The sequence below is a fragment of the Synechococcus sp. CBW1004 genome (assembly GCF_015840715.1).
Lineage (GTDB): Bacteria > Cyanobacteriota > Cyanobacteriia > PCC-6307 > Cyanobiaceae > Cyanobium.
Window position 1 is genome coordinate 1,422,032 of sequence record NZ_CP060397.1, and the last position, 23,173, is coordinate 1,445,204.

Consider the following 23,173-nt stretch of genomic DNA (forward strand, 5'->3'; position numbering starts at 1 on the left):
TGGAACAGCGGCGTTCCCGGGGGTTTGAGGGGGCAGGAGCGGCAGCCACGACACCCGTGAGGAACGGCCTCTGAGAGGCCCCGTCATGAGCAGGTGGGGAGACGCCCTGAAGCACCACCGCTGGGGTAGGGGACGGCGGAACGGCAGGTCATGTCCAGATCGACCTCTCACGGAACCGGATCACCGAGCCGAGAGCGTCAGGGAGCCTCAGGCCTGCTCCCCCACCAGCCCCGCTGGGCGATCAACCGAAGCACCACCCCCAGAACCAGCAGGACCAGCAGCGGCCCCTCGCCCCAGCGGAGATAACCCGTCGGAGCCTGCAGGCGATGGATCTCGACCGCCGCCCGGACGCTGCGCCCAGCCGGCAGCTGTGAGCGGACGACGCCACGGGGGTCGACCGCGAGGCTGGGGCCGGTGTTGGCGGCGCTGACCAGCCAGCGGCCGCTCTCGATCGCCCGCAGCCGCGCCAGGGCCGTGAACTGCTGCTGCAGCAACAGGGGGTAGGGATCGAGATTGGCGCTGGCCAGCAGCCACTGGGCCCCATCGCGGCTGGCACTGGCCAGGGCGCGACCGTCGGAGAGCTCATAGCAGATCGCCACCGCCACCGGTCCCTCGGGACGGCGCAGCAGCCGCGAGGGAGGGCCGCTCTGCAGGCCCCCCACCGCCGAGAGGCCGCTCCAGCGCAGCAGCCCCGAGGCGGGCACCCACTCCCCCAGCGGCACCAGCCGGTGCTTGTCGAGCCACTGGTCAGCCACCACATCGCCGGGAGCGAAGCGCAGCAGGCTGCTGCGATGCTCCAGGCCCTCCAGCCGGAAGCCGCCGCTGAGCACCTCCACCGGCGCCGGCTCGGGCAGCGGCTGCCCCAGGGCCAGCGCCCCCTCCGGCAGCACGAGGGTGCGGGCCATACCGACGGCGGCCCGTTGCGCCAGGGCCAGCTGGCGCAGCAAGCGCAGCTGCTCGGCCGCCTCGAACTTGCGACGGGTGGGGATGGCCGGCTGCAGCAGCAGCACCCGCTCCCGGGGGCCGTCATCGGGGGCGACCGCCGCCAGGGCGGCCAGGCCGGCCAGGTGGGCGGCCAGCACCAGGCCCAGGCAGAGCAGGAAGCGGCGACGGCGCCCTGCTCCGGAGCGGAACACCCACCACAGCCCCCAGCCGATCAACACCTGCAGAGCCGCCAGCAGCCCGGCTCCCCCCAGCGCGGCCACTCCCGCCAGGGCGGGATCCCCCGGCAGCGCGGCGGCGCCCACCCCGATCCAGAACAGCGGACCGCGGGCCAGGGCCACCTCCGCCAGGCCCCAGAGCGCCGATCCGATCAGGGCGGTCGACAGGCGCGTCGGCCCGAGGCGGCGCATCAGGGCCAGCCACAGACCCACCAGCAGACCGCCGGCCAGGGCGATCAGCAGCCAGAGCAACAGGCACAGCGGCAGGCTCAGAGGCCCGGGCACGCCGATCCAGTCGAGCGGATGCAGCCAGAGCAGCCAGCGATGGCTGAGCAGCACCGCCGCCAGCCCCCAGAGCAGCCCCTCCAGGGCCACCACGTGCGGCAACCACGCGGCAAAAGCGGCCGGAACCTGGCCCAGCGGCCGCGAGCGGAGGCCCCCGGCCAGCGGAGGCAACGACGACGGCAGCGGGGCCGGGGAGAGAGGCTCGTCAGCCGTGCGCCTCGGCGCCGCCACGAACTGGCGGACTCTGCCGGGCTGGCGGGAGGCTCCCTGCTCGCCGGGAGCGGCCAGAGACCAGAGCAGCGCCAGAGCGCCCCAGAGCAGCGGCGGCAGGCCAAGCGGGGGAAGAGCCAGGCCGGCGAGCAGACCTGAGCCGATGGCCAGGCAGACCTGCCGCAGCCGGTCATTGCCCATGGCCCGGGAGCCGGGAAGGCGCCAGTCTCGGATCACGACCCCTCGCACCATCCCCGGAGGGTGTCCCACACAGTCTGCTGGAGGACCGCATCACCATGGATCAGGGCAATCTGCTGCAGATGCTGCTGCTGCGCGGCCTGGGCACCACCTCCCTGGTGGCCGACAGGCTCCGCTACGTCAGCCAGGAATGGGTGAGCAGCGGCCGACTCGACCCCAACCACGCCTCCGCCCTGATGGAGGACGTGCTCAAGGCGCTGCGGGGCGAGAACCCGGAGCTGGAACAGCAGGCGGAGCGCCAGCTCGAACGGAACCGCGATGACCTGCTGGCCGATCTCGGCCTGGCGCGCCAGCGGGAAGTGGATGAGCTGCGCGGCCGACTCGACCGGCTCGAGCGGCAGCTGCGCCAGCGCGGCGGCGGCTGGAGCGAGGCCGCGCCCCAGGGCGTCGATGACAGCGACCTGCCGCCCGACTGAAACCGCGGGCCGGGGCGCTGCGGAGGGGCCCTGCCAGAATCCGCGCCAGCGGTTCCCTCGGCATGCGCGACATCCTGATCAGCACGGCGGTCTGCCTCAGCTGCCTGCTGGTGGCCTTCATCAGCCAGCTGGTGGCCCCCAGCCCGGTGCTGCCCTCGGCCCAGGCCTCCGGCCCTGAAAGCCAGGCCGGCGTGGTTCAGGTGGCCACCGCCATGGCAGGGGCGCCACGCAGCAGCGGCAAAGCCCAGGCCGCTGTGGTCGCCGCCGTTTCGGCGCCCCTGGAACTCGACCCCAACGACCCCAACCCCACCCTGTTCACCATGGCCCCCAGCAGCGCAGCCCCCGGCGGCTCCAGCGACGAGACCCTGACCGCAGGGGGAGCGTCCGCTCTGGGCGGCTCGATGAGCGCCCCGAAGGAGGTCGTCACCGAGAGCGGTCTGCGCATCACCGATCTCGAGATCGGCACCGGTGCCGAGGCGGTGAGCGGCGAGCTGGTGTCCGTGAACTATCGGGGCACCCTCACGAATGGCAAGGAGTTCGACAGCAGCTACGGCCGCGGTCCCTTCCAGTTCCCGCTCGGCGCCGGCCGCGTGATCAAGGGCTGGGACGAGGGCGTGGCGGGCATGAAGGTGGGCGGCAAGCGGAAGCTGGTGATCCCGCCTGAACTGGCCTACGGCTCCCGCGGGGCCGGCGGCGTGATTCCCCCCGACGCCACGCTGATCTTCGAGGTCGAACTGCTCGGCGTCGGCCGCTGATCCAGCGCCCAGCCGAGCGAAGACTGGGGCTCCCTCTCCGGGGCGGCCACCCCCGGCGAGACGGCGGTGCCCAGCCATGCAGGCACTGCCGGCACCGCTGCCCGGAGGCAAGGGAGCCTCTGCAGACCTGTCCGGCGTCACATCCCTTACACAATGAAGTGATCGTTAAGATGACTTCAACCGGGTCCATGGGCCCGTCGGGCAGGTCCCGGGCCTGTTGCGGCCCCTGCCCTCCCCTCCGTCGTCGTCCCTCTCTCCCACCCCATGGCGCACACGCTGCCCGCACTGCCCTACGGCCTCGATGCGCTCGAGCCCCACATCTCCCGCTCGACGCTGGAGTTCCACCACGGCAAGCATCACAACGCCTACGTCACCAACCTGAACAATCTGGTGGCCGGCACCGACCTGGAGGGCAAGAGCCTCGAGGACACGATCCTGGCGGTGGCCGGGGACGCCTCCAAGGCCGGTGTGTTCAACAACGCCGCCCAGGTGTGGAACCACAGCTTCTACTGGCAGTGCATCAAGCCCAGTGGCGGTGGCACCCCCAGCGGCGCCCTGCTCGACAGGATCAACGCTGATTTCGGCAGCTTCGAGAAGTTCGTCGAGGCGTTCAAGGCCGCCGGCGCCACCCAGTTCGGCAGCGGCTGGGCCTGGCTGGTGCTCGACAACGGCACCCTCAAGGTGACCAAGACCGCCAACGCCGACCTGCCCCTGGCCCATGGCCAGAAAGCCCTGCTCACGATGGACGTGTGGGAGCACGCCTATTACCTCGACTACCAGAATCGCCGGCCCGATTACATCAGCACCTTCCTCGACAAGCTGGTGAACTGGGACTTCGTGGCCGCCAATCTGGCCGCAGCCTGATCGTCGGATGATGCTCCCGCCTGCCTTCGGCAGGTGGGTTTCCGCTGATGCCAGAGCCAGACCTGGCAACCCACAGCCCGGCGGCCCAGCCCTCCCCGCGGGGGGCTTTTTGCTGGCTGGCAGCACAGCTAGTCTGACCAGATCAACCAGACCAGATTCCACGTCATGGCTCCCGGCCCCCCCTCGTCGCTCCCGCCCGAACCCCGCTGCATCAACGTGCAGGAGGCCAAAACCCACCTCTCGGCTCTGCTGGCCCGGGTCTCCGCCGGTGAACGCATCGTGCTGGCCCGACATGGCAAGCCCATCGCCCAGCTTGTTCCGCTGGATCCCCAGCCACGCCGTCAGCTGGGTTTCCTGCAGGGGCAGGTGGATGCCGCCTTCTTCGATCCCCTGCCAGAGGAGGAACTGCGGGCCTGGGAGGCATGAGGCTGCTGCTGGACACCCACGTGCTGCTCTGGGCTGCTCTGGAGCCGGACAGGCTCTCCCCAGGGCAGCGTGACGGCCTGGAGGATGGAGCCAACCAGCTGTTCGTCAGCGCCGCAACCGCCTGGGAGATCGCCACGAAATGGCGGCTTGGCAAGCTGCAGCAGGCCGCCGCCGTGGTGAACAACTACGGTCTGGTTCTCGACCGGCTGGCGGCCACCGAACTGCCGATCCGCGGCGATGTCGCCCGTCGCGCGGGCCTCTGGGAGGTGGAGCATCGGGACCCGTTCGATCGCCTCCTGGCGGCCCAGGCAGCAGCCGATCAGCTGATCCTGGTGAGCAGCGATCCGGCCTTCATCCAGTTTGAAGACGAGCAGAGGCTGAGCTGAGCCGTTCGCTGGCGCAGCAAGCCGACAGCCCACCAGCCTCAGAAGGGACATCCCTCAGCCCAACTCAAGGCTGAGCTGTTGCTGATTGGCAGAACCGGAGTCCTGGGAGCGCCGTCTGCGGCTGACGCCGTTGCGGGGGGTCTTCAAACCCGAGCGGCGCGAGCCATGCCGCTCCTGAATGGCATCTGCCGTGCGGCGAAAGGCCTCACTCCCACGCACCGCCCACACCTTCTCCCGTGCCTCACGGGCGGCCTGCCGGTGATCGAGAAGCGGCAACGGGTACTCGTCGCCCAGGACACAGCCCGCCGCCCGTTGCTCCGCGTCGCTCATCGTCCAGGGGGTGTGGAGATACACCACCGGCACCATCGCGAGCTCCGGCAGCCAGTGGCGCAGGAACAGGCCCTGCGGGTCCTGATCGAGCCCCTGCTTGATCGGGTTGTAGATCCGCACGATGTTGATCCCCGTCGTTCCCGCCTGCATCTGGCACTGGTTCCAGTGGATGCCGGGCTCGTAGTCGACGAACAGGCGGGCCAGCACCAGGCCGCTGTCGCGCCAGTGGATCCACAGGTGCTGGCTGGCCACCGCCATCAGCATCGCCCGCATCCGGAAATTGATCCAGCCTTCCGCGATCAGGGCCCGCATGCAGGCATCGACGAACGGCCAGCCGGTGCGCCCCTCGCTCCAGGCCTGCAGCCGCTCGGCATCGGTGTCGCGCAGGCCGGCGTAGGCGGGATGAGCATCGCGGACCTCCAGCTCCGGTTCGCTTTCGAGCTTCTGAATGAAGTGGCAGTGCCAGTGCAGCCGCTCCTCAAAAGCGCGCGGACCGCCGCCCCGGCGGCTGGCCTGCACCACCTCCCGCAGCGACAGCGTGCCGAAGGCGAGATGGGGGGACAGGCGCGAGCAGGCCGATGACGCCGTCAGCGGACTGGAAAGCCCGCGGGCATAGCCGCGGCCCCGCTCCTTCAGAAAACTCTCCAGCAGATCCAGGCCGGCGCGGCGGCCTCCCGGCTGACGCCCTGGGCAGGGATCGGGCTCCAGGCCCAGATCGGCCCCCGCAGGAATCGGCCCCGGGGCCCAGTTCCCCTCCAGGGGCTGCAGACGATCCGGAGCCGGTAAGGGCTCGCATCCCATCCGCTCCTCCCAGCGGCGAGCCCAGCCATCACGGTTGCGCAGCCGCCGCACGACACCGTTCTGGGGAACCTCCCGCCAGGGGATGCCGTGCTGAACGCACCAGGCTCCCACCGCCTGGTCGCGCCGGTAGCTCCAATCGTTGCCCGTCTCCTCATGGCTCCACAGGCCGGCGATCGCCACCCGCCGCCGCAGACGCTCCAGCAGCGGCACCACCGCACCGACCCGCACCAGCAGCGGCTGCCCCCGTTGCGCGAGATCCTCACGCAGCTCCGCCAGCGATTCGGCCACGAACGCCCACTGACGGCCGGAAGCGTCCTCCTGCGCCCAGAGCTCCGGTTCGGCCACATACAGCGGCAACACCGGCCCGCAGCGCGCTGCCTCGAGCAGGGGCCCGTGGTCAGGCGTGCGCAGGTCGCGCTTGAACCAGACGACGTGCACAGGCTCCATGGCGGCGGAGCCTAAGGGGGGCCGCTGCGTCGGCGCGGCCCGTGCGGGCGCCGGCCTCAGGCGGGAAGGCGCAGGCGCCGCTCGAGGCGCTTGAACAACAGCGAGGCGGTGGTGGTCATCACCAGATACACCAGGGCGACGGCGATGTAGATCTCGAAAGCGCGGTAGGTGGTGGCGACCATCAGTTGTCCCTGCCGGAACAATTCATCGAACCCGATCACCGCCGCCAGGCTGGTGTCCTTGATCAGGGTGATGAACTCATTGGCCAGCGGTGGGATCACACGGCGGATCGCCTGGGGAGCGATCACAAAGCGCATCCGCTCCAGCGGGCTGAAGCCGAGGGCATCGGCCGCCTCCCATTGGCCCCGGTCAATCGACTCGATGCCGCTGCGCAGCGTTTCGGACAGATAGGCCGCCACGTTGAGGCTCAGGGCCGTCACGGCCGCCGGCATGCGATCGATGGTGAAGGGCAGCTGCAGGCTCTGCAGCAGGGCCGGCAGGCCGAAATAGATCAGAAACAGCTGCACCAGCATCGGCGTGCCCCGGAAGAACTCGATGTACACGCGGCACAGCCGGTGGGCCAGCGGCCAGGGGGCCTGCAGCAGCATCGCCAGGCCGATGCCACCGGCGAGCCCGAAGCTGAACGAGAGCACGGTGAGCAGCAGGGTGATGGCCGCTCCCTTGAGAAGATTGACCAGAAGAAGCTGCAGATCCAGGCCCTTCTGCGCCGAACGATTCGCCTCCAGACCAGGGGCGACTTCGGGCAGGACCGGCGGCTCGGCTCCAAACCAGCGGCGATAGAGCGCCGCATACTCGCCATTGCTGAACAGTGTCGCGAGGGCCTCGTTCACCGAGGCGAGAACCGGCGATCCCTGACGGGTGGCAATGCCGTAATACTCGCTGCTGAGATGCTCTCCGCTGATCCTCAGACCGGTGAGGTTGGCCTGATCAATTGCATACAGAATTGCCGGAATATCACTCACCACAGCATCGGCATTGCCATTGGCAAGTTCCTGAAGTGCCAGCGGCGTCGAGTCAAAGCTGCTCACCCTCGCATCGGGAACTTCGCTGGCCTTGAGGGCACCGGTGGTGCCGATCTGCACGGCGATGCGTCGGCCTTTGAGATCCTCCAGCCCGTTGATGGCAGGCCCGTTCTCGCGCACAACGATCGCCTGACCCGCCTGGAAATAGGGGCGGCTGAAATCAATCGCCCGAGCCCGATCCGCTGTGATCGTCATCGCGCTGATCGCCGCGTCGATCGTGCCGGACTGCAGGGCAGGAATCACCCCATCAAACGGCAGAGCAACCAGCTCGATCCGGCGGCCGGCCTGCCGGCCGATCGCCTCGATCAGATCGATGTCAAACCCGGTGATCTGATTGGTTGTCTTGTCCCGATACTCAAACGGTGGGAACGTGGGATCGGTACCGACCTTCCACGTCTTGACGGGGGACGCCCAGAGACTGCCCGCAAGGCCGACCGCCAGCAGCCCGGCCAGCAGGCCCGTCAGCATGTGGCGCAGACGGCTCCGACCCGACGCCCACCGTGGGGTCAGGCCAGCCCACGGCGATCGCCGAGCCATGGCAGGCGTGACTGATGATGACGCCACCGTGCCTCCCCCGGGGCTTGGCCTCCGGGTCGGAGCGTTCCAGGGACACCAGAGCAGACGGAACCCTCGACCCTGACTAGGCTGACCGCCTGGATGATTGGCCACAACCCCATCACACTGATCACCCGATGATCGCCCCCTCCACGACGCCTGTCGTCCTGCAGTGCACCGATCTGCACAAAAGCTATGGCGATCTCAAGGTGTTGCGTGGCGTGAGCGCCACGGTGAAGTCCGGGGATGTCGTGTCGATCATCGGCCCTTCCGGTTGTGGCAAAAGCACCTTCCTGCGCTGCCTGAACCGACTGGAAAACTTTGAGCAGGGTGAACTCCGGGTGCTCGGCGCCGCTGTGCCGGGGGGCTCGCTGCATTGGCGTGAGCTGCGGCAATTGCGATTGCGGGTGGGAATGGTGTTTCAGCAGTTCAACCTCTTCCCGCACCTGACCGTGATGGAGAATCTGGTGTTGCCGCCAGGCCGGATTCTGCGCTTGTCCCTGATGGAATGCCAGGAGCGAGCCGAGCGACATCTCGCTCAGGTGGGCCTCGCTGATCGGGGGGCGTCCTATCCGGGGCAACTCTCGGGAGGGCAGAAACAGCGGGTGGCGATCGCCCGCAGTCTCTGCATGAATCCGGACGTGATGCTGTTCGATGAGCCCACCAGCGCCCTGGATCCCGAGCTGGTGGGAGAAGTGCTGCAGGTGATGCGGCTGCTGGCCGACTCGGGGATGACAATGCTGGTCGTCACCCATGAGATGCGCTTCGCCCGTGAGGTGTCGAGCCGCGTTCTTTTCTTCAACAATGGCCTGATCGAAGAGCAGGGAGCTCCGGCAGAGGTGTTCGGCCAGCCCCGCAGTGAGCGGCTGAGGAGCTTCCTGCAGCGTCAGTAGAGCCGCTCTTCCCTCAATCCCGCAGGCAGATCCGCCTCTGAGTCCACGAGTGAACCTGTCACGACCTGCCGGACCACCTCACGCCGTGGCCCGGCCGCAGGCGTCCGGGATCTACCCTGCCGCAGCAACCACGGGCGCGCCACCTCTCGCCATGCCTTCGGGGCCCCGGCCATGCCCGACGCCCAGGCCACGATGCACACCGCGCCGCCGGCCCACCGCCAAGGCTGCGGCACTCGCAGCCGCGTGCTTGCTCGGTGTGCTGACCGAGGCAGCGACTCGAGCCCATCCCTCCGCCCCCGGACAGCGGGCCGAGACGACCGCCGCTTCCACATCCACGGGCTTCCAGGCCGCGGCTCCTCGCCTCGCCGGATCCCCCGTGCAGGCTGGATCACCGCCGGACACGACGGATCTCCAACCCTTCGGCGGGCCGGATCGGCAACGGCTTCTGCTCCTGGCTACGGGAGCCTGCGGTGATGACGCGCTGGACCGGTTGCTGCGCGACCGGAGCCCCCTCAATCGCTTCGAGGTGGCGGCTGCACTCGATCAGTGCCTGCCGCAACCCGGCAGCGAGACGGATCAGCAGAAGGCTCTGATCGAGGCCTTCAGCGCGGAGCTGGCGCTGTTGCGCGCTCGCAGGGACAGCCTCCAGGCCCGCCTGGTGGATCTTGAAGCCCTGGAGTTCTCCACCACCACCCACCTGAAGGGCGAAGCCACCTTCGTGCTCGGAGCCAACCGCTTTGCCGGCTCCGCACAAACGCTGGTGAACGAGAGTCGCCGTACCTACGGCGCCAGCACGTTGAACTACGACCTGAAGCTGGTCTTCGATACCAGCTTCACAGGCAAGGATCTGCTGCGCATGCGCCTGCGAGCCGGCAACTTCGATCGCAACAGCAACAGCTTTTATGGAGCTGGCCCCACAGTTCTGTCCGAACTGGAGGTGGCCTTTCAGGAGCAATCCGGCCCTGATCTGCTGGGTGTCAACAGACTCTATTACCAACGTCCCATCGGTGATTTCACCTTCACGTTGGGACCCAAGGTTGAGCAGGATGCCATGCTCGCCATCTGGCCTTCGGTGTATCCGGCCTCATCGGTTCTCGATGTGATGACCTTCGCCGGTGCCATCGGAGCGCTCAACCTCAATCTCGGTGCCGGAGCGGGCCTGTGGTGGCAGAAGAACGGCGTTGCGATCAGCGTCAACACCATCGCCGCCAATGGGGAGGCGGGCAATCCCAGGCTCGGGGGCCTCGCCTCCGGGGGCTCGGGCACCAGCAGCAGCCTGCAGATCGGCTACCAGGCCAGACAGTGGGCCGTCGCAGCCACCGCGTCCTGGTTGCAGAACGGCTTCGGCACGATTCCCTATGGCACCGCGTTTGTGCTGAACAGTTTCCAGTCGCCAGGCAGCACCCTGGCCTATGGCCTCAGTGGCTACTGGCAGCCGCTCAGGCCAGGCTGGATGCCCTCGATCAGCGCTGGCTTCGGTCTCAACACCACCCGCTATGACCAACCATCGACCGCCGGCAGCCTGGTGGGCACGAGCCAGTCGTGGAGCGTGGGTGTGCAGTGGCTGAAGGCGATCGCCGGAGGGCATTCCCTGGGATTCGCCGTCGGGCAGCCCACCTATGCCACGCGCCTGGTCAATGGCGCCAGTGCCGATGATGGCAACTGGGTGTGGGAGGGCTGGACGAGCATCGCGTTGAGCGACCATATCTCGCTCACGCCGGCCGTCTTTTATCTCAGTCGCCCACTTGGGGCGAACACACCATCGGGCCGCAGCTTTCAGCAGCTGGGTGTCCTGATCAAGACGAGCCTGCGCTTCTGAGCAACGGCTGCGCCTGCGGCAGCACCGCTTCAGGCGACAGCCACATGGCGTCGCCATAGGAGAAGAAGCGGTAACCCTGTCGCTTGGCCTCTTCGTAGAGAGCCAGCAGCCTGCGGCGGCCGATCAGGGCACTCACCAGCAGCAGCAGCGAGCTCTTCGGCAGATGGAAATTGGTGAGCAGGCCCTGCACCACCGCGAAGCGATGCCCGGGCTGAATCACCAGATCCACCGGGCCGGTGTGGGGCCTGAGCTCACCGCCATGGAGCGCCGCCACCGCCTCGAGGGTGCGCACGCTGGTGGTGCCCACGGCGATCACCCGACCGCCCCGTTCCCGGCAGGCCCGCACCGCCTGCACCGCCTCGGGGCGCACCTGCACCCATTCGCTGTGCAGTTCCAGGCCGCGCAGGTCCTCCTGCTCCACGGGCCGGAAGGTGCCCAGGCCCACATGCAGCGTCACCGCTGCGATGGCGATGCCCCGCTCCCGCAGGCGCGCCAGCAACGCATCGCTGAGATGCAGGCCGGCGGTGGGGGCCGCCACCGAACCGGGGCGCTCGGCATAGCGGGTCTGGTAGCGCTCCTCATCGGAGGCGTCATGCGCGTGGATGTAGGGCGGCAGCGGCATCTCGCCGTAGCGGGCCAGCAGCGCCTCGATCGCCCCGGGGCTGGTGCAGTCGGGCGGGAAACGCACCACCCGGCCGCCGGTCTCCGCATCGGCAGCCACGATCGGCAACTCCAGCGAGGGCTGCCCCGGGTGCTCCAGCTGCACCACATCGCCGGGGCGCAGGCGTCTGGCGGGCCGGGCCAGGCAGAGCCAGTCGCTCGGGCCGATCCTGGTGACCTCAGCGCTCCGGGCCCCATCGGCACCGGAGCTCCGCAGGGCTGTCTGGCGCCACTCCTGCCCCTCCGCAACGGGGGGCGACTCCGTCGCGGTCAGAGAGGCGGGTTCCAGCACCAGCAGCTCGACGACGCCGCCCGTGGCACGACGGGCCCGCAGACGCGCCTTGAGCACCCGCGTGTCATTCACCACCAGCAGATCGCCGGGGCGCAGCTCCTCGGCCAGATCCCACACCTGCAGGTGGCGGCAGGGAGCTGGAGACGACGCCGATCTCAGAGGCGTTTCGGAAGCACAGGCCGGGCCGGAGCGATCGGCATCTTCCGTCTCTGGGGTGGCTGGATCCACCACCAGCAGCCGGGCGGCATGGCGAGGCTCGACCGGCCGCTGGGTAATGAAGGACTCCGGCAACGCGAAGTCGTAACTGGAGAGCAACAGATCGAGCGGGTCAGCTCTCTGCTCAGCCCCGGCTCGGGTGGGCGCGACCGGGGTCTGGTCCACGGACATCTCAGGCGGAACGGGGCAGGCAGGGCCGCGGGGCTCCCGCCGTCGGACAGCGCGGAACCATAACGGCCCATCGCAGTCGGGCGCCGGGCATCCGCGCCGGGTGGCGATCAGAGCGCCAGGCTCTCCGGATTGGTCTCGATCAGCTGGGCCAGATCCTTGAGGAAGGCCGCGGCATGGGCGCCGTAGACGGTGCGGTGATCACAGGTGAGATTCACCTGCATCTGATTGGCCACCCGGATCGAGCCGTCCTTGCCGGCCACCACCGTGGGCCGCGAGGCGGCCACCGCCAGGATGGCGCCGGTGCCCGGCGGCAGGATCGCGTCGAAGCGATCGACGCCGAACATGCCGAGATTCGACAGGGTGAAGGTGCCGGTGCTGTATTCCTCGGGCTTGAGCTGCTTGCTGCGGGCGCGGGCCACCAGGTCGGCCCAGTTGCGAGCCAGCTCATAGATGTCGGTGCGGTCCGCGTTGGCGAGCACCGGCGTGATCAGGCCGCCGTCCTCCATCGCCACCGCCACCGCCACGTTCACGGCGGCGGGGTAGGTCATGGCACTGCCGTCCGCACTGGTGGCGGCATTCACCTGGGGATGGCGCGCCAGGGTGACGGCGACAGCCTTGGCAAGCAGGGCCGTCATCGTCACCCCCTTGCTCTTGACCTGCTTGTAGAAGGCGTCGAGCTTCGTGGTGGTGATCGTGTAGCCCACCCGGAAGCAGGGCACCGCCAGGCTGGCGAGCATGTTGCGGTTGACCGCGCCCTGCAGCGTGTTGAAGGCCACCGACTCACCGGGACGGCCGAAGGCCTGACCGGCAGGTGCCGGGGCGGAGCCGTTCCCGGAGGGGGCACCGGCCGCAGCGGCTGCCACGGCGGGGCCGCTGCCCTCGGCGACGCGGGGCAGGCTCACCGGCTGACCGGTGGCTCGCTGCACATCCTCGGCCTGAATGCGGCCATGGGGGCCGCTGCCGACCACCGTCTCCAGGGCGACCCCCAGCTGGGCGGCCAGCTTGCGGGCGCGGGGGCTGGCGACGATCCGCCCGTCGGCGCGGGCGGCCACGGGGGCAGGAGCTGCCGCCGGTGCAGGGCTGGCGGGTGCCGCCACGGGCTGGGGAGCGGGCGCCACCGGAACGACGGGAGGCGCCGCAGGGGCAGGGGCTGCAGGAGCCGCTGCAGGGCTGGTGGCCGCGGGGGCCGCTGCGGCGGCAGAGCCGCCGGAGGGATGGCGGGCAGCGACTTCGGCGATCTCGGCCTCGGTCTCCACGATCAGACCGATCGTCTCGCCCACCGGCGCGGTGCCCCCGGCAGGCAGCAGCACGGCCGCCAGGTAGCCCTCGTTGAACGACTCGACATCCATGTCGGCCTTGTCGGACTCGACCACGAGCACCGATTCATTCCGCTCGACCCGGTCTCCGGGTTTCTTGAGCCACTCCACCACCTTGCCCTCCGTCATGGTGGAGCTGAGGGCGGGCATGAAAATTTCGTGGGTTGCCATAAACCAGTGCCCGTCTGCGTTTTGGAGGGGTGTTCCAACCGTTGTTCCAACTTTTCTCCAACTGGGGAGGCGTGCTGGGGTTGGTCGTTCGGGCGACTTTAAGACGCCGAGGACCCCTCAGAAATGCAGTCAGCGCAACGGCAGAGCGCAAAGGAACAACGCCCCCGCAACCAACCCCAGCAACGCCTTCCAAAGGGAGACAGGCACCTCACCCCGCCCACAAGACACCACCACTCATGAACTTCCCGCATAGGCACCCACTGAGCGCCCCTGCCTTGCCTTCCGCCCTCAGCATCCCTCTCAACCGCCACGACACGCAGAGGGGCACCAGAATCGCCCTGAAGCACCATGCCAGACATTGAGGCAATGACAGAGCACCCCCTCTGGATGCTGCTGCCCTGGGCGGTCTTCGCAGTCGCTGCGGGCGTCAAGTTCTGGCATCTCACCACCGCCTTCCGTAGGCACCTGCTGGACACCCCCACACCCTCACAACGGTTCCGTCAGTCCCTGGAGCGGATCTGGCAGCGGGATCAGAAGGCAGCGTGAGGAACGAATGACCACTTCCGGGGCGATCCAGGCGGAGCGAGAGAGGCGCTCAGAGATGTGGAAGGCGGTCCAACGCATCCAAGTTGACCGCCCCCTTACGGCAGATGAGGTCCGCCAAATCGGTTGCTACAACGGCGCTCGTGGGATCTGGAGGGACAAGGCATCAACTGCCCATCTGACCCCAGCAGGCAATGGGGTCTGTGTTGGCATCAGCAGCAGGGGCAAGTACGAGGACGAGATCGGCGAAGAGACAGGCATCTACGACTACCCATCCACCAAAGTACCGACCTACGACCAAGGAGACATAGACGCGATGAGAGCGGCGTTGTCCCTGGAGATGCCGATCTTTCTCATCCGGGACACCAACGCGCAAGGAGCACCCGTCCAGGGCAAGGGTCCGAGGCGGCGCGTGGATCGGGTGGAGTTCGTCGCTGATGATCCATTGAGCAGGTCACTCATCTTCACCTTCTCCCTGGGCGGCAGAAGCGACTACCGCTTGCCAGAGGACGAGCAAGGATCTTGCTTTCAAGAAAGGGAAACGAAAGAACGGCAGAGCACGTCCAAAAAACGCAGTCAGGCAGCGTTTCGGGCAGCGGTCATCAGTCGCTACGGGGAAAGGCGCTGCTGTCTGTGTGATGCTCCTCCAGAGGTCATAGAGGCAGCGCACATCGTTCCTGTGAGCAACAACGGCAGTGACTGGAGCGGGAATGGACTGTTGGTTTGCCGCAACCATCACGCTCTGTACGATCTTGGGAGGTGGTGCCTGCATCCCCAGCATCTGGAGGTAGTGCCTGCAACAGGTCACGATCTGTCTTCTCTACAGGTCATCCGTTCCAATGTGCGTCACCTCAGGCAGAGTCCCGATCGGGAGGCGCTTCAATGGCGCTGGTCAAGGTGGGCGTGATGGAGCACCTGAACTGGGGTTACATCCAACTGGGACTCTTCGCCCTTGCCTTTGCGGGTCTGCAGGTCTGGTGGATCAGAAGCATCCTGCGCCCACGGAACCTGGCAAGACCATTGAGCGAAGGGGAGTTCCGACGGTCTCTGGAGCAGATCTGGGCGAAGAAGTCCTGATCGCCTCCAGGCGACTACCAGCGCACCCCCCTCCAGACCCACCCGACGAACCAGCACACGCAAAACCGAGGGCACAAGGGACGCCTCAGGGATCAACCGGCACGCAAAAGAACTCAGATCCCACTCCGCCTCCTGGATCAGCGCCAACAGGTACACCAGCACTTCCGAAAGCAGGAGCAGAAGACTTTCTTGGGATTTGCATCAGAGATAGGAACGAATCGCCAAAATAAGACGGCACTGGAGTTGCAGATGCCCAAAAGAGTCTTGGCGCCAGCACTGGCAAGCATAACCATGCTATACAGCGCAACAGCATCGGCGCAGACATGTTATGATATTTCAGTGCATTCTTACAACAAGGGCAGGGCATCCCTAATTGCACCTTATAATTACGCAAAAGTTATACATGCAGGAGGGAAGACCGTGGATTGCAAAATAGATGATCTTTACTTGAGCGAGTATGCGATCAAATTAACCTGTGACGACGGATTCCGATATGAGATTGGCACGACTGATTACTGCGGACGGGGTGGCAGTGCAAATTGCGAAAAAGCAGTTGTCGTAAACCCATACGGAGCGAGGTCATATCATCCGACAACAATGCTCAATTCAGAGAAGCAGTGCTTTGACAATGGAGCGCAACTCGTAATATCAAACAAAATCTTTTTGAGTGGAGAGGATCTCATGGTGGTGACGACACATCAGTTCCAAAAGTAACAGTTGCGAGGTTTGCTGGCGCCTGGGGCTTAATATGAGCAAGGTCACAATCCCACTGCCTTCAAAAAGTACTCAGGCATAAGTCCCCAGATCCCCCTCCGCCTCCTGTATCAGCGCGAGAAGGTCTCCCAGCAACTGCCGAACCCGTGGGGACTGCTCAGGGTTCCGCGTTGCACCAATCGCCATGACGGTCACCCCAGTGGAGACCTGCTCCAGGGTCAGCAGGGTCTCTTCAAGCAGTTCAGCGGCGATCCGGTCGGTGGTGAGGGTCATGAGGGTCTGGGCGACTGCTGGAAGGGTTCCCAGGGTGGGACGAACGGCAAACGATGCAGAAACCGCATAGGTACGCACACCCTTCTGCTATGCGGGAAAATGGGGGCAGGCAGCAACTCCCCGTGACCGACTCCGCGACCTTCACCACACCCGAAGCAAGCGAGGAGGATCTGGGCGACCTGTTGCTGGAGGTGCTCCCGCCTGATGGCAGCACGATGGGCAACCTGTCCGCACGGGAGGCGCTGGGTCGGGCGGCAGAGCGCCAGGTCAGCGAGGAGGAATACGAAGCGGTCAGGGACAAGGCACTGAAACTGGGTCTGATCCGCAAGGGGCGGGGTCGTGGTGGATCCATCGCCCTGGCGGAGGGCATTGAGGGCGGCAGTCGCTATGAGGCACCTTCAGCGCCTACGGGACGGCGATCCAACGGCAGCAATGGGGTCGCCCCCGAACCCACCTTCCAGATCGGGCAGAAACTCACCCTCTCCCAACTGGAGTCGTTCCTCTGGAAGAGCGCCGACATCCTGCGGGGGAGCATGGATGCCTCGGAGTTCAAGGACTACATCTTCGGGATGCTGTTCCTCAAGCGTCTGTCTGATGCCTTTGAGGAGGCACAGGAAGGCGTCATCCACTACTACCTGGAACGAGGCAAGACCCAGGAGCAAGCGGAGGAGTTCGCCAAGGACAAGGACGAATATCCCAATGCGTTCTTCGTCCCTGACCAGGCACGGTGGAGCAATCTCAAGGACCTCAAGCACGACATAGGCGCCGAGATCAACAAGGCGACGGAAGCAATTGAAGAACACAACCCTTCCCTGGAGGGAGTGCTGGTCGCCATTGACTTCAACAGGAAGGACCGCCTCAACGACCGCAAACTCAGAGACCTCCTGTCCCACTACTCAACCTTCAGACTCAGGAATGAGGACTTTGAGCGATCCGACCTCCTGGGAGCAGCATATGAATATCTCATCAAGATGTTTGCCGACTCGGCAGGCAAGAAGGGTGGTGAGTTCTTTACGCCCACTCAGGTTGTCAAACTGCTGGTTGCCTTGATCAAACCCCATGCGGGTATGAAGATCCTGGATCCCACCTGCGGGTCAGGCGGCATGTTCATTGAGACCAGGCACTACCTGGCAGCACGGGACGAGAACCCAGCGAACCTGCAGTTGTTCGGGCAGGAGATGAATCTGAGCACCTGGGCAATCTGCAAACTCAACATGTTCCTGCATGGTGTCTTCAATGCGGACATCCGCAAGGGCGACACGCTTGGCGACCCGCAGCATGTGGAGAACGGCGAACTGATGCGGTTTGATCGGGTGATTGCCAACATGCCCTTCTCACTCAAGAACTGGGGGCGTGAACTTGCCGAGCATGATCCTTATGGCAGGTACCGCTACGGGATTCCGCCGAGGGACGCAGGAGACCTGGCGTTCGTTCAGCACATGATCGCCTCACTGAATCAGGAGGGCGTCATGGGCGTGGTGGTGCCTCATGGGGTGCTTTTCCGTGGTGGGCAGGAAGGAGAGATCCGTAAGGGCATCCTGGAAGACGATCTGGTGGAAGCGGTGATCGGTCTGCCGTCAGGGTTGTTCTATGGCACGGGGATCCCTGCGGCACTGCTGATTCTCAACAAGAACAAGACCGCGGAGCGTCGTGGGAAGGTGCTCTTCATCAACGCTGAACTGGACTACCAGGAGGGCAAGAACCAGAACCTACTGAGAGAGCAGGATATTGAAAAGGTGGTGGGATGCTTTGACGCCTACAACGAAATCAAGCGGTTCTCACGAGTGGTGCCGCTGGAGGAAATTCGGGAGAACGACCACAACCTGAACATCCGTCGCTACGCAGACACCTCACCACCACCTGAACCCTTTGATGTGCGGGGCATACTTCATGGTGGGGTGCCGATCAAGGAAATCCAGAGCGAGTACATCCAGGAGATCCTTGAAGGGTTTGATGTCAGTGGCGTCCTGGTTCCAAAGGACACTGAGTACCTGAAGTTTCGGGATGACATTCAGGAGAAGTCCCAGATTCGCCAGCACCTGGGAGATGCTTCTGATGCGGTGATTCAGCAGTTTGAGCGGTGGTGGGACAAGTACGGGGTCTCACTCGCTCAGATTGATTCTGAGGTCAAGGAAGCAGAAGCAGCGATGCACGGGTACTTGAAGGAGTTGGGATATGAGTGACTGGGAAGAAGCATCTCTGGCAGATCTCGCTGATTACATCAACGGGAGAGCGATAAAACCCGAGGAATGCTCCTCCAGCGATGGAATACCTGTGATAAGAATCAAACAGATCAATGACCCTGAATCTATTGAAGATCGCTTTTGTGGAGATGATCTGGATGAAAAGAACATCGCAAGGCGTGGCGACCTGCTCTTCTCTTGGTCAGCAACGCTAAAAACAATCTTGTGGCAGGGACCAACAGGAGCGATAAACCAGCACATCTTCAAGGTCCTGCCCAAAGAGGGTATGGACAGGATATTTCTGCACTACCTGATTGACCACTCCATACCCGCTCTCGCAGAAGAATCTCACGGGAGCACAATGAAGCATATCAAAAAATCTGCATTATCAGCATTCCACCTGCAGATCCCCCCACTCCCCGAGCAGAAGAAGATCGCCGAGATACTCTCTGGGATTGACAGTTTTATTAGATTTCTAAGGCAGCAAAGTCACAAATTAGGTGACGCCAAGGAAGCGCTCTCAAAGGAATTGATTTCAGGATCGTCGGAACCCTGCAAAGAATCCCTGTATGGTCAAATACCTGAACATTGGAACGAGTCATCACTGGGAGAAGCGATAGGCATTGAGAATCTGCAGACGGGACCATTCGGAAGTCAATTACATGCTCACGAATACACCAGCGAGGGGATTCCAGTCATCATGCCTCAGGACATGAAGGACTGCCGAGTTGCAACAAACAAGATTGCACGAATAACCCCCGACAGGGCACAGTCACTTGAAAAGCATAGGGTCCAATCGGGAGACATTCTTTTTTCAAGGAGAGGAGACATCGGCAGACATGCTGTAATTACAGAAAACGAAAGTGGATGGATCTGTGGAACTGGTTGCCTCCGAGCAAGATCCCAGGGAGCGATAAACCCTGTCTTCCTATCAGAACTGCTCAGGCATAAGTTCGCACTGGAATGGTTGAATGCAAATGCCGTTGGTCAAACAATGCTAAATCTGAATACAGGCATTCTGGCGGAATTGCCATTAGTGGTTCCACCAAGAGATGAGCAAGAGAAGATTGCAAATTCCTTGAGTTCAATCAATGAGAGGTCCAAAAAGATTAACGATCAGATATTGCTCACCCAAAATCTAAAGACAGCACTCTCGGCAGATCTCCTCTCAGGTCGCAAGAGGGTGAGCGTCTAACCATGCAAGGCGACGAGCGGAAACTGGTAGAGGCACCTGCCCTTGAGCAACTCAAGGGTCTGGGGTGGTCGCACATTGATGGCGCCACGCTGGCACCAGAGAAGAGCACTCTCCGCTCATCGTTCAAGGATGTGGTCCTGACTCCAAACCTGGAGCAGGCAATTCAACGCATCAACCCCTGGATCAGCGAAGACAACCTCCGCAAGGTCGTCCGTGAGGTGACCCTGATTCAGACCTCCACCCTGATGGAGGCAAACCAGTGGTTCTGGGAACGCCTGACCCAATACTTCAGCGTGGATCAGGACCTGGGTAGTGGTCGTCGTGGGCAGACGGTGAAACTCATTGACTTTGAGAACCTGGAGAACAACGAGTTCCTGTGCGTTGATCAGTTCAAGGTCCAGGGTCCGTCTCAGAACATCATTCCCGACATCCTGCTCTTCGTGAACGGGTTGCCGTTGGGGGTCATGGAATGCAAGTCCCCCTTCGTGACCGACCCGATGGCGGAGGGGATCAACCAACTGCGACGATACGCCAACCTCCGTAACCCTGGCGACTCAGAAGGATGCGAGAAACTGTTCCACTACAACCAGGTGATGATCTCCACCCACAGGGATGGAGCACGGGTTGGAACAATCTCCTCGCACATGGAACACTTCCTTGAATGGAAGGATCCCTACCCTCTGAAGAGAAGTGATCTGGGCGAGAATCCGACTTCTCAGAGTTTACTGATACAGGGAGTCCTGCATCCCAAGAACTTCCTGGACATCATTCAGAATTTCACAGTCTACGAGATTGAATCAGGTCGCACGATCAAAAAGATCGCCCGCTACCAGCAATTCAGGGCGGTTCAAAAGACCATAGAGCGACTCAAGACAGCAGGAACCCGCATGACAAAAGGCGGAGTGATCTGGCATACCCAGGGGTCCGGTAAATCCCTCACGATGGTGTTCCTGGTTCTGAAGATCCGTCGGGATCCGCTGCTACGGGAATACAAACTGGTCTTCCTCACGGATCGTGCCCAATTAGATTTTCAACTGACCACCACTTTCAGGCGAACGCAAAGCGAAACGGTCCTCAACGCTTCCTCGGTCAGTCACCTCAAGGAACTGCTCGCCAAGGACGCCTCTGATCTGGTGACCGCCACGATCCAGAAACTCCAGGAGGGGGACTTCGGGTACACCTGCCTCAACGACTCAGAGCGGATCATCGTGCTGGCGGATGAGGCACACCGCACCCAGTACGGCACCCTTGGCGCTGCGATCAACACTGCCCTGCCCAACGCCCCCAAGATCGCCTTCACGGGGACCCCGCTGATCAAGACCGAGAAGACCACTCAGGAGTTCGGTGGATACATTGACACCTACACGATTGAGCAGGCGGTCGCTGATGGTGCCACCTGCCAGATCCTCTACGAAGGACGGGAAGCGACAACCAAGGTGACAGGCGATTCCCTGGATGCGCTGTTTGATCGCTACTTCCAGGACAGGACCCCAGAAGAGAAGGAGGCGATCAAGAAGCGGTACGGTACCGAGCGGGCAGTCCTTGAGGCACCTCAAAGATTGGAGTGGGTGGGTCTGGATCTGGTCGGGCATTACCGCAGCACAATCCTCCCCAACGGGTTCAAGGCGATCCTGGTCACCTCAAGCAGGGAAGCAGCGGTCACCTATAAGCAGAAACTGGACGCCATCCCAGGAGCACCTGAGTCCGCTGTGATCATCTCAGGCGACCACAACGACCCGCCCCATATCGCCAAGTGGACCAACCCAGCAGACCACAAGAAGGCGATTGAGAATTTCAAGAAACCGATCAGCGAGCATCCCCTGTCCCTGCTGATCGTGAAGGACATGCTGCTGACGGGGTTTGACGCTCCGATCTGCCAGGTCATGTACCTGGACCGCAAACTGACCGATCACACCCTGCTGCAGGCGATCGCCAGGGTAAATCGGACGAAGGCGAACAAGCACTGCGGGTACATCGTGGACTACTACGGTCTCACGGACTATCTGGCAGAGGCACTGAAGGACTTCTCCAGCACCGATGTCCAGGGCGCCCTCAGGAACCTCAAGGACGAAATCCCCAAACTCCAGGCGGCACATACCAGGATCAAGCAGCACCTCAAGGGGCAGGATCTCCAGGACATTGACGCCTGCATCGCTGCCCTGGAGGACGAACTGAAGCGCCAGCAGTTTGAGGCGGACTTTCGGACCTTCGCCAAGCAAGTGGAGATCGTCCTACCCGATCCAGCGGCAACGCCCTTCCTGCCCGATCTCAAGGCACTGGGGAAGGTGGTCATCGGGTGCCGCAACCGCTATCGGGATGAAAACCTTGACCTGAAGGGATGCGGCGAGAAGGTCAGGGCACTGATTGAGCAGCATGTCCGTGCCACAGGCGTGGATCCAAGGGTCCCCCCCACCAAACTCTTTGATGTGGAGTTTGAGCAGGTGGTGAATGCCCAGACCAGCGACAGGGCAAAAGCATCCGAAGTAGAACACGCCATCAAGGCACACCTGAAGTTCAAGTTGGACGATGATCCCGAGTATTACCAGTCCCTGTCGCTGCGCCTTGAGGAGATCATCCTGAATTGCAAGAACAAGTGGGAACTTTTACAGCAACTGCTGCTGTTCCGTGATGGCATGGAGCGGGACAAGACCCAGCAGAACCAGGATTTGGGACTGAGCGAGACCGAAGGCGCGTTCTACAGGTCGCTGATGAAGGCAGTCACGACCAAAACAGGTGACGATGCCATGGATGAGGAGACCCATCAGCGGGTTCTGGACCTGACCAAGGAACTAGTGGGAGATTTCCAGGAAGCAACCCAGATCGTCGGTTTCTTTGACAAGTGGGATGAGGTCACCCGCATCAAGCGGCAGATCAAGCGGAGCATCCTGGATCAACCGTTTGGCGATCGTGAATTGGTGGATGAGGTGACCGACAAATTCATGGACCTGGGCAAGAGGCACTTCAAATGAGCGCCATCCCGCAGGAGGTGCTGGGTCTACGGGTGGAGGTGGTCCGCTCCATCAGGAGGACTGCTGCGCTTCACATCGTCGGCAGTGATCTTCAGGTGCGGATCCCTGAGCACTTGGGGGATGAGCGGGTGGCAGCAATCCTCAAGCAGAAGCGTCCCTGGATCCGTGGCAAGGTCGCTGAACTGAAGCGGGTTCCGCCCCACCGCCCCAAGGAACTGGTGAGCGGTGAGTCGTTCCTCTACCTGGGACGCCACTACCGCCTCAAGGTTCAGGAGGGGCATCAGGTGGGCGTGTGCCTGTCAGGGGGATACCTCAGGGCAACGATCCGACCCTCAGAGCAGGGGGAGCAACGGGAAGCACGAATCCAGCAGTACCTCCAGTCATGGTATCGCTCCCGTGCCCTGGAACGCCTGCAGGAGAAGAGCAACCGTTACGCCAAGCAGATCGGCGTGTCACCTGCTGCGGTATCTGTGAAGAACTTCCGATCACGCTGGGGATCATGCGATAAGCGGGGTCAGGTGGTCTTCAACTGGAACATCATCAAGGCACCGCACAGCATCGTGGATTATGTGGTGATCCATGAGTTATGCCATCTGATCCACCCGAACCACTCCAAGGACTTCTGGCAGGTGGTGGGTCGCCACGACGGTGCCTACCTTGAGCACAGGCAGTGGTTGAAGGAGCGAGGCGGGAGATTGCTGTAGAATGGAGTAAATGCTGAATTGAGACTGGCAACCCATGCTTG

General features: G+C 63.6%; 20 protein-coding genes. 14 read left to right on the forward strand and 6 right to left on the reverse strand.

The window, feature by feature from the left end; all coding sequences use genetic code 11:
* Positions 1–197: 197 nt before the first annotated feature.
* Positions 198–1,856 (reverse strand): apolipoprotein N-acyltransferase, encoded by a 1,659-nt coding sequence (locus tag H8F25_RS06905; RefSeq protein WP_197212756.1) that lies wholly within the window; start codon positions 1,854–1,856, stop codon positions 198–200.
* 95 nt (positions 1,857–1,951) lie between these two features.
* On the opposite strand from H8F25_RS06905, the gene H8F25_RS06910 reads away from it, so the two are divergent.
* From H8F25_RS06910 to H8F25_RS06930, 5 genes are all read left to right on the forward strand, one after another.
* Positions 1,952–2,329 (forward strand): phasin family protein, encoded by a 378-nt coding sequence (locus H8F25_RS06910; protein WP_197212757.1) that lies wholly within the window; start codon positions 1,952–1,954, stop codon positions 2,327–2,329.
* 62 nt (positions 2,330–2,391) lie between these two features.
* The gene (locus H8F25_RS06915) at positions 2,392–3,084 is read left to right on the forward strand and encodes an FKBP-type peptidyl-prolyl cis-trans isomerase (protein WP_197212758.1); all 693 of its coding nucleotides are present in this window, start codon (positions 2,392–2,394) and stop codon (positions 3,082–3,084) included.
* 264 nt (positions 3,085–3,348) lie between these two features.
* Positions 3,349–3,948, forward strand: coding sequence for a superoxide dismutase (locus H8F25_RS06920; protein ID WP_197212759.1), 600 nt, complete (start codon positions 3,349–3,351; stop codon positions 3,946–3,948).
* Positions 3,949–4,113: 165 nt separating this feature from the next.
* Positions 4,114–4,374 carry a type II toxin-antitoxin system Phd/YefM family antitoxin gene (locus H8F25_RS06925; RefSeq protein ID WP_197212760.1) on the forward strand — a complete coding sequence of 87 codons (261 nt, stop codon included), beginning with the start codon at positions 4,114–4,116 and terminating at the stop codon, positions 4,372–4,374.
* Entirely contained in the window at positions 4,371–4,760 is a 390-nt protein-coding gene (locus H8F25_RS06930; protein ID WP_197212761.1) for a type II toxin-antitoxin system VapC family toxin, read from the forward strand. The genes H8F25_RS06925 and H8F25_RS06930 overlap by 4 nt, the downstream gene beginning before the upstream one ends.
* Positions 4,761–4,814: 54 nt before the next feature.
* Here the strand turns inward: H8F25_RS06930 and H8F25_RS06935 are convergent, their stop codons facing one another.
* A complete protein-coding gene (locus tag H8F25_RS06935; RefSeq protein WP_197212762.1) occupies positions 4,815–6,338 on the reverse strand; it encodes a deoxyribodipyrimidine photo-lyase in 1,524 nt (507 codons plus the stop codon).
* A 56-nt stretch (positions 6,339–6,394) separates the two neighbouring features.
* A complete protein-coding gene (locus H8F25_RS06940) occupies positions 6,395–7,849 on the reverse strand; it encodes an ABC transporter permease subunit (protein ID WP_197212763.1) in 1,455 nt (484 codons plus the stop codon).
* A 224-nt stretch (positions 7,850–8,073) separates the two neighbouring features.
* Here H8F25_RS06940 and H8F25_RS06945 point away from each other — a divergent pair, with 224 nt between their 5' ends.
* Positions 8,074–8,829 (forward strand): amino acid ABC transporter ATP-binding protein, encoded by a 756-nt coding sequence (locus tag H8F25_RS06945; RefSeq protein ID WP_197212764.1) that lies wholly within the window; start codon positions 8,074–8,076, stop codon positions 8,827–8,829.
* Positions 8,830–9,085: 256 nt separating this feature from the next.
* Positions 9,086–10,648 (forward strand): iron uptake porin, encoded by a 1,563-nt coding sequence (locus H8F25_RS06950; RefSeq protein WP_231597327.1) that lies wholly within the window; start codon positions 9,086–9,088, stop codon positions 10,646–10,648.
* Here the strand turns inward: H8F25_RS06950 and queA are convergent.
* On the reverse strand, positions 10,626–11,987 hold the full coding sequence (gene queA / locus H8F25_RS06955) for a tRNA preQ1(34) S-adenosylmethionine ribosyltransferase-isomerase QueA (RefSeq protein WP_197212774.1): 1,362 nt from the start codon (positions 11,985–11,987) through the stop codon (positions 10,626–10,628). The genes H8F25_RS06950 and queA overlap by 23 nt on opposite strands.
* Before the next feature lie 107 nt (positions 11,988–12,094).
* Complete coding sequence (locus H8F25_RS06960; protein WP_197212775.1) at positions 12,095–13,474, reverse strand: dihydrolipoamide acetyltransferase family protein; 1,380 nt, start codon at positions 13,472–13,474, stop codon at positions 12,095–12,097.
* 366 nt (positions 13,475–13,840) lie between these two features.
* Between H8F25_RS06960 and H8F25_RS06965 the strand changes: the two genes are divergently transcribed.
* Genes H8F25_RS06965 through H8F25_RS06975 form a run of 3 tightly spaced genes read left to right on the forward strand, consistent with a single transcriptional unit; the run spans position 13,841 to position 15,094 of the window.
* Positions 13,841–14,020 (forward strand): hypothetical protein, encoded by a 180-nt coding sequence (locus tag H8F25_RS06965; protein WP_231597225.1) that lies wholly within the window; start codon positions 13,841–13,843, stop codon positions 14,018–14,020.
* A 7-nt stretch (positions 14,021–14,027) separates the two neighbouring features.
* Positions 14,028–14,924 carry an HNH endonuclease gene (locus H8F25_RS06970; protein WP_197212779.1) on the forward strand — a complete coding sequence of 299 codons (897 nt, stop codon included), beginning with the start codon at positions 14,028–14,030 and terminating at the stop codon, positions 14,922–14,924.
* Positions 14,900–15,094 (forward strand): hypothetical protein, encoded by a 195-nt coding sequence (locus tag H8F25_RS06975; protein WP_197214083.1) that lies wholly within the window; start codon positions 14,900–14,902, stop codon positions 15,092–15,094. The genes H8F25_RS06970 and H8F25_RS06975 overlap by 25 nt, the downstream gene beginning before the upstream one ends.
* Before the next feature lie 786 nt (positions 15,095–15,880).
* Here the strand turns inward: H8F25_RS06975 and H8F25_RS06980 are convergent.
* Positions 15,881–16,081, reverse strand: coding sequence for a hypothetical protein (locus tag H8F25_RS06980; RefSeq protein ID WP_197212780.1), 201 nt, complete (start codon positions 16,079–16,081; stop codon positions 15,881–15,883).
* Between the two features lie 122 nt (positions 16,082–16,203).
* Between H8F25_RS06980 and H8F25_RS06985 the strand changes: the two genes are divergently transcribed.
* From H8F25_RS06985 to H8F25_RS07000, 4 genes are read left to right on the forward strand one after another with little or no spacing between them, the layout of a single operon-like run.
* The gene (locus H8F25_RS06985) at positions 16,204–18,264 is read left to right on the forward strand and encodes a type I restriction-modification system subunit M (RefSeq protein WP_231597227.1); all 2,061 of its coding nucleotides are present in this window, start codon (positions 16,204–16,206) and stop codon (positions 18,262–18,264) included.
* Positions 18,257–19,459: a restriction endonuclease subunit S gene (locus H8F25_RS06990; protein WP_197212782.1), complete on the forward strand. Its 1,203-nt coding sequence runs from the start codon at positions 18,257–18,259 to the stop codon at positions 19,457–19,459. The genes H8F25_RS06985 and H8F25_RS06990 overlap by 8 nt, the downstream gene beginning before the upstream one ends.
* A 2-nt stretch (positions 19,460–19,461) precedes the next feature.
* Positions 19,462–22,428 (forward strand): type I restriction endonuclease subunit R, encoded by a 2,967-nt coding sequence (locus H8F25_RS06995; RefSeq protein WP_197212784.1) that lies wholly within the window; start codon positions 19,462–19,464, stop codon positions 22,426–22,428.
* Positions 22,425–23,132 (forward strand): M48 family metallopeptidase, encoded by a 708-nt coding sequence (locus tag H8F25_RS07000; protein ID WP_197212786.1) that lies wholly within the window; start codon positions 22,425–22,427, stop codon positions 23,130–23,132. The genes H8F25_RS06995 and H8F25_RS07000 overlap by 4 nt, the downstream gene beginning before the upstream one ends.
* The last annotated feature ends 41 nt before the right edge of the window (positions 23,133–23,173 follow it).